Source organism: Streptomyces sp. NPDC052109, from assembly GCF_040680195.1.
Classification (GTDB): Bacteria; Actinomycetota; Actinomycetes; order Streptomycetales; family Streptomycetaceae; genus Streptomyces.
Genome location: NZ_JBFAWF010000002.1, coordinates 21,732 through 35,533, shown reverse-complemented (window position 1 = coordinate 35,533; position 13,802 = coordinate 21,732). Strand labels below are relative to the sequence as shown.

Annotated in this window: 12 protein-coding genes; 9 read left to right on the top strand and 3 right to left on the bottom strand. The window is 73.5% G+C overall.

Features of this window, described 5'->3' with window-relative positions; translation table 11 throughout:
* The first annotated feature begins 133 nt into the window (after positions 1 to 133).
* Positions 134 to 1,039, top strand: a complete 906-nt coding sequence (locus tag AB0L59_RS05620; RefSeq protein ID WP_365579591.1) for a LuxR C-terminal-related transcriptional regulator — start codon at positions 134 to 136, stop codon at positions 1,037 to 1,039.
* Positions 1,040 to 1,351: 312 nt separating this feature from the next.
* Here the strand turns inward: AB0L59_RS05620 and AB0L59_RS05615 are convergent, their stop codons facing one another.
* Entirely contained in the window at positions 1,352 to 2,647 is a 1,296-nt protein-coding gene (locus AB0L59_RS05615; RefSeq protein ID WP_365580927.1) for a M14 family zinc carboxypeptidase, read from the bottom strand.
* A 221-nt stretch (positions 2,648 to 2,868) separates the two neighbouring features.
* Between AB0L59_RS05615 and AB0L59_RS05610 the strand changes: the two genes are divergently transcribed.
* Entirely contained in the window at positions 2,869 to 4,053 is a 1,185-nt protein-coding gene (locus tag AB0L59_RS05610) for a ThiF family adenylyltransferase (protein ID WP_365579589.1), read from the top strand.
* Positions 4,050 to 5,306 carry a hypothetical protein gene (locus AB0L59_RS05605; protein ID WP_365579587.1) on the top strand — a complete coding sequence of 419 codons (1,257 nt, stop codon included), beginning with the start codon at positions 4,050 to 4,052 and terminating at the stop codon, positions 5,304 to 5,306. Before AB0L59_RS05610 ends, AB0L59_RS05605 begins: the two co-directional genes overlap by 4 nt.
* A 33-nt stretch (positions 5,307 to 5,339) precedes the next feature.
* Here the strand turns inward: AB0L59_RS05605 and AB0L59_RS05600 are convergent, their stop codons facing one another.
* The gene (locus tag AB0L59_RS05600) at positions 5,340 to 6,317 is read right to left on the bottom strand and encodes a superoxide dismutase (protein ID WP_365579585.1); all 978 of its coding nucleotides are present in this window, start codon (positions 6,315 to 6,317) and stop codon (positions 5,340 to 5,342) included.
* Between the two features lie 136 nt (positions 6,318 to 6,453).
* On the opposite strand from AB0L59_RS05600, the gene AB0L59_RS05595 reads away from it, so the two are divergent.
* A complete protein-coding gene (locus AB0L59_RS05595; protein ID WP_365580926.1) occupies positions 6,454 to 6,894 on the top strand; it encodes a MarR family transcriptional regulator in 441 nt (146 codons plus the stop codon).
* Here AB0L59_RS05595 and AB0L59_RS05590 read toward each other — a convergent pair.
* Entirely contained in the window at positions 6,857 to 8,098 is a 1,242-nt protein-coding gene (locus tag AB0L59_RS05590) for a serpin family protein (RefSeq protein ID WP_365579583.1), read from the bottom strand. The two genes, AB0L59_RS05595 and AB0L59_RS05590, sit on opposite strands and share 38 nt — an antisense overlap.
* A gap of 417 nt (positions 8,099 to 8,515) precedes the next feature.
* On the opposite strand from AB0L59_RS05590, the gene AB0L59_RS05585 reads away from it, so the two are divergent.
* From AB0L59_RS05585 to AB0L59_RS05565, 5 genes are all read left to right on the top strand, one after another.
* Complete coding sequence (locus tag AB0L59_RS05585; RefSeq protein WP_365579581.1) at positions 8,516 to 9,268, top strand: GntR family transcriptional regulator; 753 nt, start codon at positions 8,516 to 8,518, stop codon at positions 9,266 to 9,268.
* A gap of 491 nt (positions 9,269 to 9,759) precedes the next feature.
* The gene (locus AB0L59_RS05580) at positions 9,760 to 9,951 is read left to right on the top strand and encodes an SPOR domain-containing protein (protein ID WP_365579579.1); all 192 of its coding nucleotides are present in this window, start codon (positions 9,760 to 9,762) and stop codon (positions 9,949 to 9,951) included.
* Positions 9,952 to 9,990: 39 nt separating this feature from the next.
* Entirely contained in the window at positions 9,991 to 10,401 is a 411-nt protein-coding gene (locus tag AB0L59_RS05575; RefSeq protein WP_365580925.1) for a (deoxy)nucleoside triphosphate pyrophosphohydrolase, read from the top strand.
* A 99-nt stretch (positions 10,402 to 10,500) separates the two neighbouring features.
* Positions 10,501 to 10,929 (top strand): ATP-binding protein, encoded by a 429-nt coding sequence (locus AB0L59_RS05570; protein WP_365579577.1) that lies wholly within the window; start codon positions 10,501 to 10,503, stop codon positions 10,927 to 10,929.
* 270 nt (positions 10,930 to 11,199) lie between these two features.
* Positions 11,200 to 13,788: a SpoIIE family protein phosphatase gene (locus AB0L59_RS05565; protein WP_365579575.1), complete on the top strand. Its 2,589-nt coding sequence runs from the start codon at positions 11,200 to 11,202 to the stop codon at positions 13,786 to 13,788.
* The last annotated feature ends 14 nt before the right edge of the window (positions 13,789 to 13,802 follow it).

Genomic DNA, 13,802 nt, shown 5'->3' with positions numbered 1-13,802 from the left:
ATGAACCCGGGTTCCCGGTCCGTGGGCCGGAAGCGGTGTGCCGTGGAGGAGTGCCGGGGCCGCGACGGCGGGAGCTTCCCGGCAACCGGCGCACGTCGAAGCGGCCCTCCGCCGGTGACCGAGGGGAGCGGCGGTGTCCGATGACGCGGTGCGGCGGGCCGCCGCGACCCGTGTGCTCACGGCGGCGGCCGAGCCGGGCGAGGTGGCCTGGTACGCCGCCCCGGCCGACGGCCGGCTGGTGCTCAAACAGGTGCACGGCGCGCGCACCCGGGCCCTGCCGGGGCTCGTGGTCGCGGCCGGGCGCGGACTGACGGGCATGGCCGCCGTGAACGCGCGGCCCGAGTTCGTCGACGACTACTTCGCGGCCGACACCATCACCCATGACTTCGACCGGATCGTCGCCGGTGAGTCGATCGCCCGGATGCTCGCGGTCCCGGTGCGCCGCGGGCGCCGGGTCCTCGGTGTGGTCACCGTGGGCGCGCGCTCGCCCGGACGGTTCAGCGACCGCCGGATCGACGCGGTCACCGCGCGGGCCCGGGAGTTCGAGCAGGCTCTGCGGCTGGCCGACGAGTACGACCAGGTGCTGGCGGCCGCGCTCGCCCGCCGGGACCTCGACACCACCACCTGGCTGCATGAGCAGGTGGCCTCCCGCGTCCACGGGGTCGGCGCGGCTCTGGGTGAACTGCGTGGCCTGGCCGGGGACGATCCGGCGGTGGCCGAGGTCCTGGCCCGGCTGGAACAGCGCACGGCGGACCTGGGCCGGGTGGTCGGCGGACCCGCCGGCGGCCGGCCCGCCGTACGGGATCAGGGCATGGCCGAACCGGCAAGCGGAGGACGGCAGCCGGCGTACTCACTGACGCGTCGCCAGCGGCAGATCCTGGAGCTGGTGGCCCGGGGGCGCACGAACCCGGAGATCGCCCGCGCCCTGGGCCTCGCGCGGAACACCGTGAAGACCTACTGGCAGCGGGCCCTGGCCGAGCTCGGTGCCCGCAACCGGGTCGAGGCCGTCAGCCGGGCGCGCGAGGCGGGCCTGATCTGAGCACGGGTCACCTGCCCGGCGGCGGTGCGAGGTCGCGGCGCCTGATCGTGCCGCCGGCCGTCGTGAGCAGGGCTGCCACGACATGGACCGCCTTGGGAATCTCGTAGGGGGCGAGCCGGATACCTCGCCGAGCCTCGCGTCGAGCACCCGGCCACCGGTGCTCGGCGTCCCATGGGTACCGCCAGGTGCCGGGCCTGCGGGACAGGTGCTTCCCCGGGGTGGGGCACCGGGCGTCCGGCGTCCTCCTGGGGGTAGGCGGTGTCGCCCGCGAGCAGGAGGCGGGTGCCGGACGCAGCCGACGGGGCCGCCGGGTCACCGCACGGCCGTCAGCGCGCTCTCGGCGGCTGCCACGACCGTGCGTGCCTGGTGTTCCACCTGGCGGCGCACCGGTACCCAGCGCAGCCGCAGGGCCTTCTCGAAGTCCGTGCACCAGGTGGTGAAGAGTTCGTCCAGTTCGCGGTGCAGCAGGGGGGCGGCGGTGTCGTCCGACGCCTTCAGCAGCCGTAGCAGCAGGCCTGCGGCGCGGAGGGGCTGGCGGCGGGCCACGATGTCCAGGGCACAGATCTGGGCCGTAGTCAGGCGCCGGGAACCGCCGGCCGTCTGCCGGGCGAGCGGTGCCCAGGAGTCGGCGACCAGGTCGTACAGGCCGTCGGCCATCCACTCCAGGACACGTCTGGGCGGGCTGTCCTGGGCCGGGGGCAGGAAGGGGCGCGCCCTGTCGAGCACGGCGGTCACCCGGCGTCCGCCGTCCCGTACGAGAGCGGCCAGATCGCGCAGTACGGCATCGGCTTCCGGGTGCGGCGACAGGTCGTCGGCCAGGTCGCTCGCCCACATGGGCACTTCCACGATCGCCGTGACGCCGCCGTACCGGGAAGGTGCGCACCAGGTGGACGACGCGATGTTCGCGGACCCGGCCGCCAGGCGGTGGGTGCTGTCCGGCGCAGGCAGGACGTAGATCCCGGGGCCGGGGTTCTCCCAGTACAGGGCGTCGAACGTGCCGCGCTGGACCGGGATGCCGAGCTCCGTGGCGGACGTCAGGAACGGTACGGCGAGTGCGGGGAGGTCGAGGGTCGACTGGACCCAGCTGCCGCCCGCCTCGACGCCGTGCAGGGAGCACTGGAGGAACGGCCGCAGTTCGTCGATGACATCGAACAACGCCTGGCTCTCGGGGAGTTGCCGCGACTCGATCGGTGCCCACTCCGGCTGTTCCGCCGCGACCGGCCGGTAGGCGGTGCGGTAGTAGTGGTCCAGGGTGTGGTCGGGGCCGGCCGTCGCCTCTTCGATTCCCCGGCTCAGCGCGGCGCCGTCCGGGTCCAGGCACAGAATGATGTCCCAGGTGGCGAGCGCGGGGTCGGTCGCCGGGGACAGCCGGTCGCCGCGTGCCACCTGCTCCGCCAGCGCCAGCGCCGTCGCGCCGCCGACCGGCTCGTCAGGGTGCGGTCGGGCCACCACCAGGACGTGACGCGGCCCGTGTCCGACGGACAGCATCAGGATCGGACGGCCCGCGCGGGACGCCCCGATCCGGCGCAGGCGGCCGGTCCCGGGGTATCGGGAGACCAACTGCCGCGCCGAGTCGGCGACTTCAGCGACCGTGAGGTAACGGCCCATCATCCGCGTCCGATCAGGCGCCGCCGTTGCCACCGCTGTCGCTGGTGGTCTCCTTCTTGTCCAGCGGACGGATTTCGATCTTGTTCGGCATGTCGCGTCCTCCCGGTGGTTGCCGTGGCGTGCAGTGGTTGATGTGCTCTTGCCAGCGTTCGCTCCGCCGGTGACCCTTGTCAATGTCCGTTCTGTTCGAGGGAGTTGGGGCTGACGAGATTGGCGCGAAGATGACGGTGCCCGCGATGAGGCGTCCTCGGATCAAGCCGGAGCACCGGGCCTACCGGACCGTGGACGGCCACGTGCGGATCGGCAGCGTCGTGCACGGCATCGGTGCCGAGGTCAGGGATCCCGACGGCTGGGTGTGGACGCTGGTCGAGGCCATGGACGGTACGCGGAGCGCCGCGGACATCGTCGCCGAGGTGTCCCGTCGCCACCCGGGACCGCGGCTGCCGGATGCGGACATCGTCCAGGCGATGACGGACCTGACCCTGGCCGGGTACGTGGAGGATGCCGGCGCCGCGCCACCGGCGGAGCTGTCCGAGCGGGAACGCGAGCGGTACAGCAGGGGCATGCCCCTGCTGCGCTGGATGGACCTCCGGCCGAGGGAGAGCGCCTGGGAGCCCCAGCTGCGGTTGCGCCGTGCCCGGATCCTGCTGGTCGGCGTCGGCGGTACCGGCGGCGCCGCCGCACGGGACCTGGTGGCCTCCGGCGTGGGGCGGTTGCACTGCGTCGAACCGGACGTCGTCGAACTGTCCAACCTCAACCGGCAGACCCTCTTCCGCGAGCAGGACCTCGGGACACCCAAGATCGACGCGGCGCTGACGGCGTTGCGCGCCCTGAACTCGGACGCGACGGTGACCGGCGAGCGCCGCGAGGTACGCGGGCCGGCGGACCTCGAAGAGCTGCTGACCCGCGCCCCCGGCGGCCCGGGCGGCGATCCCGGGTACGACGTACTGCTGCTGGCCGCGGACCGTCCGGCCGTGATCCGCCGCTGGGCCAACCAGGTCTGCCTGGCCCTGGGCACCTCGTGGGCCGAAGCCGGGTATCGCGGCCCCCTGGTGAGCGTCGGGGTCTTCACGCCCGGCCGGGGCGCGTGCTGGGAGTGCCTGCGCGACGCCGAGATCGAGCGACGCGATCTGCGGCTCCCGTCCGGCCAGGACGAGGAGGTCGCCTCGCCCCGCATGCCGTGGAACCCGGTCAACGCCGTGACCGCGGGCCTGTCCGGCAGTCTGCTGGCCCACGCCGCTCTCATGCTGCTGTGCGGGATCCCGCCGGTCGACCCCGGGTGCCGGTTCGGCCTCAACCTCATGACGCCCGGCGAACCGATCATGCAACGCACGGACCGGCGCCCGGACTGCCCCGCCTGCGGAGCCGAACACGCGGCGATCCCGGGACCGCGGGACCTCTCATGACGGATGCGGACACGCCCACGCACACCGCGGCGGAGGACCGTCCCCGGATCGAGCCGTCGACCCGCGTACTCCTGCACGACCTGGCGGTGCGGCGTGACGGGGACGAGTGGATCGTGGGCCGTATGGCCACCCGGACCTTCGTCGCCCTGCCGGCTGCCGGAGCACGTGCGGTGGAACTCCTGGGGCGGGGGCTGAGCGTGGCCGGCACGGCCCGGATGCTGCGTACCGAGACCGGTGAGGAGTTCGAGATCGCGGACTTCGTCGGGGATCTGACCGCTCTGGGGTTCGTGGCGCGGATCGGGGACCACCCGGTTCCGGACGCGGCACCGCCGCCCCCGTCACTGCCGTGGCTGCGTCCCCGCCATGTGCGGTTCGTCCTGCATCCGGCGCTCCCCGTGCTCGTCGGAGCGCTGCTGCTGGCCGCCGTCGTCGTCCTGATCCGCCGTCCCGACCTGCTGCCGGGCTATCGCGACCTGCTGTGGAGCCCGCACGGCAGCCTGATCCTGCTCAGCGGGGCGGCGGCGGGGTGGGCGCTGGTGCTGGCCCATGAGCTGGCGCACCTGGTCGTCGCCCGGGCCGTGGGCGTGCCGGGGAGGATGCGGCTGGGCACCCGGCTCCAGTTCCTCGTCATGCAGACCGACATCAGCGGCATCGAACTCGCGCCCCGCCGCCACCGGTTGACGGCCTACCTGGCCGGTATCGCCCTCAACCTGTCCGTCGCGTCGTCCCTGGTCCTGGCCCTCGCCCTGACGGACACCGGGACGACGGCGCACCGGCTGCTGGCCGCGGCCCTGCTGGTGGCCCTGATGCCGTTGCCCTTCCAGCTCATGGTGTTCACGCGCACGGACCTCTACTTCGTCCTCCAGGACGTCACCGGCTGCCGGAACCTGTACGGCGACGGACTCGCCTACGCCCGGTACGCGTTCCGGCGGGTGGTGCGTTCGCGGCGCCCCGGCGGGGCCACCGGGGCCGGTGACCCGAGCACCCGGTTGCCCCCGCACGAACGCCGGGCCGTGCGTCTCTACAGCGTCGTCCTCGTGGTCGGCACGGTGGCCTGTCTGACATTCGTGGCCGCCGTCACCCTTCCCGTCGACATCACCTTGCTGGTCGGCGCGGCGCGGGGCCTGGGGCCGGGGCACGGCCTCGCGGGCACCGCCGACTCGGCGGCCGTGCTGGTCACCCTGGGTGGCGTCAACCTCCTGTGGCTGCTCACCCGGTGGCGTGACCGCCGCTCGGGTGGGTCCGCCGGGTGACACGAGAGGCGACCGTTCCGCGGCGGAGGGAGATCACATCCCCGTCACCCGTGCCACGGTGAACGGCGGCGTCGGCGTCCCCGGCCCCATCGGCCCGCCCTTGTCGAACTGGGAGCGGACGACGAGGAGACCGTGGCGGGCGCGGGCCAGGGTGGTGGGGATCTGGAGGGCGGGGTCGGTCAGGGTGCGGCCCAGGCGGGCCTCGGTGCCGTCCGGGGAGAGGTGCCAGCGGGTCAGGGTGTTGGTCCGGTTGTGGGCGGCCCACAGGGTGCGCCGGGACAGCTCCAGCCCGTCACCGTTCACCAAGTCGCCGCCGTGCAGGGTGACGTGGCGTACCGAGCCGTCGGTCACGTCGACCCGGTAGAGGCCGCCGCCGGTCATGTCGACCACGAACAGCAGGCGTCCGGTGGGGTCGGCGACGATGCCGTTGAGGGCGTAGGCGTCCGGCGAGCGCGGCGGTACGGCACCGCTCAGGTCGTAGTGCGCGGTGAGGGAAGCGCGGCCACCGCGGGCCACCTCTGCCGGCGTGATCCGGTAGAGCACCGGACGCACGCTGTCGGTGACGTACGCCGTGCCGTCCGCGGCGATCACCAGGTCGTTCAGGAAGCGCGGGTCGCCCGCCGGCACCTCGAAGCGGGCCAGCAGGGAGCGGTCGCGCAGGTCGTAGACGTCGATCCCGGTGGTGTGGTCGATGACCCACAGGCGGCCGGCCCGGTCGGCCTTCAGGCCGTTGGCCGTGGTGCGGCCGTCCGCACCGGCCGGCAGGAAGACATCGGCGGTGCGGCTGCCGGTGGCGGCCCGGTAGATCGCGCCGGTCGTGAAGGAGCCGACGTACGCGTCGCCCGTACGCGGGTCCAGGGCGATGCCCTCGGGGTAGGCGCGGTCGTCGGGGAGGGTGAAGGCCGTGGTGACGCGGGGGCCGGCGGCGGCGGTCGCTCGGGGCGCGGCGAGGGCAACGGCCGCGGCGGCGGCGCCGGTCAGGACGGTACGGCGGTGGATCGAACGGGACACGCCAGTGCCTCTCGGTTCGGCTACTCACTGCGGGACGGGTGCAAACATATATTAGAGCTCTAATGTATGCCAGTGTATTAATGGTCGCTCAGGGGGCCCGTCCTCGCCCAGGCATTAATGTGGCCGCGTGACCTCCATGCCCGCGTCCGAGCGTCTCGGCTCCCACCTCAAGCAGGCCGAGCAGGCCCTCAACGCGACCAAGACGGCGGTGCTGAAGCCGGCGGGACTGACCGTCGCCCAGTACGCCGCGCTGCTCCACCTCGCCGAGCACCCCGGCATCTCCGCCGCCGCCCTGGCGCGGCTGTGCGGGGTCACCCCGCCCACCATGAACACGGTCCTGAAGAACCTCCAGGACCGCGACCTGATCACCCGCAGCCCGCACGAATGGCACCGGAACGTCCTGGAGACCCGGCTGACGGACGAGGGGCGTGCCGTCCTCGCCGGCGCCGACACCGCCGCCGTACGCGTCGAGCGGGCCCTCGCCGCGGAGTTCACCGAGGCGGAGCGGGACGCCCTGACCGGGCTGCTCGCCCGCTGTGTCAGAGTCCTCGAGGAGCAGCGCCCGGGAAGTGCGTGACGGGCTCCGGCGCCGGGTCCGTCACCCAGCCCGCCACCAGCACCAGCCGGGACTCGCGGTCGACGGCGAGGAAGCCGAAGGGGCGGTCGAAGACGGCCCGGACGACGGTGGACTCGTAGCGGTACTGGGGCGGTGCGCTGCCCGGCGCCGCCATCACGGCCGTCACCGCCGCCGCGCGGAAGCCCAGCGACCCGAACTGAGCCAGCGCAGACTGGCGGGCCTGGCCGATCGCGAGCGGAAAGTCGCTGATGCCGGGGAAGTGGGCGCGGTGGGCGTCCGCCGCCGCCGTCAGGCCGAACAGCCCTGCCAGGGCGAGCAGATCGTGATCGGCGCGCACCTCGTACGCCACCGTCCGCACGTCCAGCGTCAGCGGCACCGGCTCGACGGCGGGCTCCTGCGCCACGTGCAGGCCCGGTCCCACGTGTCCCTGCGGCAGCGAGCCGCCCCCGGTGAGCGGCAGCGCCCGCTCCACGATCCCCACGCCGGCCGTGAGCACCTGGCCCGGCGTCATCCGCTCCTCGCCGAGCACCAGATGGACGTCGATGCCGTTGTCGCCCGGCACCGTCAGCGCCGTGACGAAGCCGTCCGGGGTGCCCGCCACGCCCACCCGGTCCGGTCGTACGCTCCGCCGGTGCAGTCCGCGCAGCGTGCGGCCCTGCCACGGGCCGGCGTCCGGCCTCAGGGGCACTTCGGCGAAGGGCTGCCGCCAGGTCGTGCGCAGCGCGAGGGCGCCGGCCAGCACCATCCGCGCGTCCCGGGTCAGCGTCACCGGCATCCGCTCGACCAGCCCGCCGGTCCGCTCGGCCGCCCAGGCGTCCAGCCGCTCCTGCGCGGTGACGAGGTCGTCCCCGAACGTCCCGTAGGTGCCGGCCGGCAGCCCGGACCGCCACTCCTCCCGGAGGGCGAGCGCGTGATGCGTCCACAGCCCGAGCGCCGCGTCCAGCCCGGACACCGAGCCGAGCGCCGCCAGCAACTCCCGTGCGGCACCGGCCGCCTGGTCGGCGGGCACCCCGAGCGCCTCGGCCAGCTCCGCCCGCGCCGGGCCGGACGCGCCGTCGGCCAGGAAGGCCAGCAGGGGCCAGACCCCGGTCGCCGAGAGGACCGTGCCGCCCCGCACGGTCGCCGCCCACCGCCGCGTCTGCCCGTTCACCGCCCGGACGACCTCGCCGCCCACCCGGCCCCCGGTCAGGGTGCCCACGCTCATTCCGCCCCCGTTCGTGCCCCGTTCACCTTGCGCCCGGTCGTACGTCGGCCCGCCCACCGGCCGTTCGCCGGTCCCGCGCCGGCGCCGCCCGACCCAGGAGCACGGTACCCGTGTCCGTGCCCCCGCCTCCCGGCCCCCACCAGCCACAAGGGCCGTATCGGCCACCTCGGTCGTGTCCGGGGGGATGTACCTTCCGTCGTCCGGAGCCCAACCGCCGGGCGGGCCGCGGGGATTGCCGGCGTGCCGGACGGACGTGTGAAGGCGGCTCGGCGCGCGCATCTATAAGGGGAAAGTGCCTGGGTAAAGCCCCCGCGCACCCCATGTCATCACATCGAGTGATTCTCTGGCCTTTGCTTGCATGGCACAACCCACGGTTGCCAGGCTGTTGCTGTCTGTACAACCTGATGGGAGCGGCCAGTGACTTTCGGTGAGCAGCCGGCGTACCTGCGTGTCGCGGGTGATCTCCGCAAGAAGATCGTCAACGGTTCGCTGCCGCCCCACACCCGCCTGCCCTCCCAGGCCCGCATCCGCGAGGAGTACGGCGTCTCGGACACGGTCGCGCTGGAGGCCCGCAAGGTGCTGATGGCCGAGGGGCTGGTCGAGGGCCGCTCCGGGTCGGGGACGTATGTCCGCGAGCGTCCGGTGCCGCGCCTGGTGGCCCGCTCCGGATACCGCCCGGCCGCCGGTGCCACGCCCTTCCGGCAGGAGCAGGCCGACGCCTCGGTGCGCGGCACCTGGGAGTCGAGCAGCGAGCAGGCCGAGGCCGGGGCCGCCATCGCCGAGCGGCTCGGCCTCCAGACCGGCGACCGGGTCATGCGCACCAGGTACCTGTTCCGGGAGGCCGGTGAACCGATGATGCTCTCCACCTCCTGGGAGCCCCTCGCCGTCACCGGCCGCACGCCCGTGATGCTGCCGGAGGAGGGGCCGCTCGGCGGCATGGGCGTGGTCGAGCGCATGCGCGCCATCGACGTCGTCGTGGACAACGTCACCGAGGAGGTCGGCGCCCGCCCCGGCCTCGCCGAGGAACTGCACGTCCTCGGTGGCGTCCCCGGTCACGTGGTCCTCGTCATCCAGCGCACGTACTACGCCTCCGGCCGCCCGGTGGAAACCGCCGACGTGGTGATCCCGGCCGACCGGTACCGGGTGGCGTACCACCTGCCGGTGAAATGAGGGCGGTCCTGTGAGGGCGGAAAGGCCCTCGGGCGGCGGAGAGCGCGAACGAATGCGCGCCCCCCAGTGAGGTAGCGCACACCCTCGGCGTGGTCCGGTGGGGGAGGGCCCGTCGCGCGCCCCTTCGCCGGGGGTGGCCTGCCGCCGCAATTCGGCCGTTTTCGCAGGTGACCAGGGGCCACTCGGATATGCCCCCGACGCGGGACGGTGGCGCTCACGACGGCGCGTTCGCTTCCGTGCGCCCCCTGTGTTCTGGCTGGTTGCGTACCTCTTTGTGAAAAGACGTATTCGCTGCGTGAAGGTTGGGCGTACGCTCGGGCATATGCGGATTGCGGTTTCCTCAGGCGGGGCTCGGCGGGGGCCCGGGACGGGACGGGGGTGCCTCCGTGGCGGGGGCCCCTCTCGCGCGAGCGCAGACGAGCGTGGGGGAGCGGCCGAGCGTGGGGGAGGGTGGGGCGGTGCGAGAAGGAACGGCGGGGGCGGTGGGGGGTATGAGTGAGGGGACGGTCTCCCTGCCCTGGATCGTGATACGGCAGGACGACAACGGCAATCGCTACCGTGTCGGCCGGTACGCGACCCGCGCCGAGGCCCAGAAGATCGCCGACAGCCTCGACGACCGAGGCCACAAACAGCTCTACTGGGTCGAGCGCGTCGGGCAGAACGGCGACGGCGCCCGCAACTGACCTGCCGCGCCCTCCCGTAGGCTCCGCCCCATGACACCGATGACCGACCGGACCGTGGTGGTGGGGGCCGCCCTGCTCGACGGCGGCCGGCTGCTCGCCGCACGCCGCAGCGCCCCTGCCGACCTGGCGGGACGGTGGGAACTGCCCGGCGGCAAGGTCGAGTCGGGCGAGCGAGCCGAGGACGCCCTGGTGCGCGAACTGCGCGAGGAACTCGGCATCGAGGCCGAGCCGGTCGAACGCGTGCCCGGCCAGTGGCCGCTGCGGGCGCCGTATGTCCTGCAGGTGTGGACCGCCCGGCTGCGCCCCGGCTCACCCGCGCCGAGGCCTCTGCAGGACCATGACGAGCTGCGCTGGCTCACCGAGGCCGAGCTCTGGGACGTGCCCTGGCTGGACCAGGACGTCCCCGCCGTTCGCGAAGTCGCCCCCCGGCTCACGGCCGGCATCCGCTGAGCTCCCCGTACGCCGTTCGTGCCACAGTGCGCCCTCCTGCACGGTACTGCCCCCTGTATATCGGGTATGTGCCCATTAACCCCACGAAACCGGACATGGGTGGGCTTGCTGGCCTGGGAAGTGATCGGCGTGATCGACACCGATGGCGACTGCGCCGAGTGGACCTTTCCCGCGGAACCGGGCGCCGTGCGCACCGCCCGCGCCGCGGTCCGCGGCCAGTTGCACGGCTGGGAGCTCGACTGCGTCGCCGACCTGGCCGCGTTGCTGGTCAGCGAGCTGGTCACCAACTCGCTGCGGCATGCCACCGGCCCCATCGGCGTACGGCTCGTACGCCCCGTGGGACTGGGCGACGCGCTGCTGGTGGAGGTCTCCGACCCGCTCCCCGACCCGCCGCGCGAGCGCGTCGCCCGCGACGAGGACGAGAGCGGCCGCGGACTGCAACTGCTCGCCGGCTCCTCGCGCCGCTGGGGCACCCGGCCCGGCGTGAGCGGAAAGACCGTCTGGTTCGAACTGGCGGTGCCGGGGTGAGCCGGAAGCATCCGGGGGGCACGGGGGTGTACGGCGGGCGGTGATCCGTCGAGCGTGCGCTCCAGGCACGCGATCGGCCACGGGGTGCGTGATTCGCGGGCGTGTTCCCTGGTTAGAAGAGTGGGAGTGTTGTCGCGCACGGTCCGAAAAACATCTGGACCGAGCTGTGATCGTGAACACCGTGTCGTGCGGCGCCGTAGTGCTGGATACTGCGGGCAGCCGCCCCCGGTGACCGGTGCCGGACGCGGTGAGCTGGAGGGGACGGTTCGCGTGAGCGGGATACCAGCGAAGGCCACGGAGTCCGAGGACCCGTCGGACGGTGCGAGGGGCCGGGCCGCGGAAGCTGCCGCGGCACCCGGCGACGCCATGTGGCAGAGCAGTCCGCCCGGTTCCATCTACGACTACATCCGGGTCGCGTCCTTCTCCATCAGTGCCGGCGGGTTGGTCGACCAGTGGAGCCTGCGCGCCGAGCAGCTCTTCGGCGTCCCCGCCGCCCGCGCCGTCGGCATGGACCCCATAGAGGCCTTCGTCGACCCCGATCTGCGCGAGCGGGGCCAGCGCAAGATGGCCGAGATTCTCGACGGGCGGGAGTGGACCGGCGTCGTGCCCTTCCGCATGCCGGACAAGGAGGACGGCGCGCGCGGCGAGGAGGGCCTCGCCGAGGTCTATGTCATGCCCACCCGGACCACCGAGGGCGACCACGCCGCCGTGTGCATCGTCGTGGACGTCCGCACCCTGCGCAGCATCGAGACCGACCTGGCCGCCTCGCAGGCCATATTCGGCCAGTCCCCGTTCGGATTCCTGCTGATCGACACGGATCTGAGAGTCCGTCGGGCCAACGAGCGGTTCGCCTCCATCTTCGGCGGAACGCCGGACGACCACCGGGGCAAGGGAGTTCACGACTACCTGCCGCGCGGTGAGGCCGAGCGGGTTTCGGCCACCCTGCGCCGGGTGCTGGAAACCGGCCAGTCCATCACCGACATGCACGTCACGGGTCACGTCCCCGACTCCGAGGAACGCCGGCACTGGTCCGTCAACCTCTACCGCGTGCACGGCGGCAGCGGCCGGCCCATGGGCATCGCCTGGCTGGGCACCGACATCACCGCCCGCCGGGCCGCCGCCCGCGAGGCCGCCGCCGCCCGGCGCAACCTCGCCCTGCTCAACGAGGCCGGCGCCCGCATAGGGAACTCCCTCGACCTGGAGACCACGGCCCGGGAGCTCCTCGACGTGGTCGTCCCCGGTTTCTGCGACCTCGCCACCGTCGACCTCTACCAGGGCCTGCTCACCGGCGACGAGACCCCGCCCGGCCTCGCCGACGGCAGTGCCGAGCTGCGCCGCGTCGCCTTCGCCAGCGCCGTCGCCGGCGCCCCCTTCGCCGGCTCCGGCGAGCCCGTCGAGGTCGGCGCGGTCCACCACTTCCCCTTCAACTCACCCTGCGCGGACGCCCTGCGCACCGCCCGGCCGCGGGCCGTGCCCCCCGAGGAGGGGGGCCTCGTGCAGTCCACGCTGGCCGTGCCGATGGTCGCCCACGACACGGTGGTCGGGCTCGCCCAGTTCGCCCGTGCCAAGGGCAGCGAGCCGTTCGGCGACCGCGACCGCGACCTGGCGGTGGAGCTGGCCGCGCGCGCGGCGGTCTGCATCGACAACGCGCGTCTGTACCGCCGGGAGCACGAGCGGGCGCTGATACTGCAACGGTCCCTGCTCCCGCCCGGCGACCCCGAGGCCTCGGGGCTGGACATCGCCTGCCGCTATCTGCCGGGCAACGCGGCGACCGAGGTGGGCGGTGACTGGTTCGACGTGATCGAACTGCCGGGTCACCGTACGGCGTTGGTCGTGGGCGATGTAATGGGACGCGGCCTGCGGGCGGCCGTCGCCATGGGCGAACTCCGGACGGCGGTCAGGACGTTGGCGCTGCTGGATCTCGAACCGGCCGAGGTGCTCTCCGCACTCGACGAGATCGCGCGGGGGCTCGGCACGCCGGGGGGTGTCCAGCAGGCCACCCGAACGGCACGCCAGCCACGGGACGCCGACCTGTCCGAGGTCTACCTCGCGACCTGCGTGTACGCGGTGTACGACTCCGTCACCAGACGCTGTACGTTCGCCAACGCCGGCCATCTGCCGCCGGTTCTGGTCGAGCCGGGTGAGCCCGCCCTGATGCTGGACGTGCCGCCCGGCATGCCGCTCGGCGTCGGCGGTGAGCCCTTCGAGGAGGTCGAGGTCGAGCTGCCGGAAGGCGCGTTGCTGGCCCTCTACACGGACGGCCTGGTCGAGTCCCGCGACCATCCGCTGGACGAGGGGCTGCAGGCGTTCGTGGGCGCGCTCACCGATCCGTCCCGCCCGCTGGAGGACGTCTGCGACCACGTCCTCAACACGTTGGACACCCATCACGGTGAGGACGACATCGCGCTGCTGATGGCCCGGGTGCAGGGGCTGCCGGCCGAGTCCGTCGGCGACTGGACGCTGCCGCGCGAGCCACGGAGTGTGGGGCGGGCGCGGGAGTACGCGCGGGCGCAGCTGCTGAGCTGGGATCTGGAGCCCTTGGTCGACACCACGGAACTGCTCGTCAGCGAGCTGGTCACCAACGCGCTGCGGTACGGCGAGGGCGAGATACGGCTCCGGCTGCTGCTGGACCGCACGCTGGTGTGCGAGGTGTGGGACAGCGGGTTGGTGCAACCTCGCCGGCGGCGTGCCCGGGACACGGACGAGGGCGGCCGGGGGCTGCAGCTGGTGGGGTTGCTCAGCGCGGCGTGGGGTTCGCGGCGGACGCCTCGCGGCAAGACGGTGTGGTTCGAGTTGCCGTTGCCCGGCGGAGAGGCGGGGCTCACCGACCCGGCGGAGGCGCTGCTGAGCCTCTTCTGAGGCCGGCCCCGCCA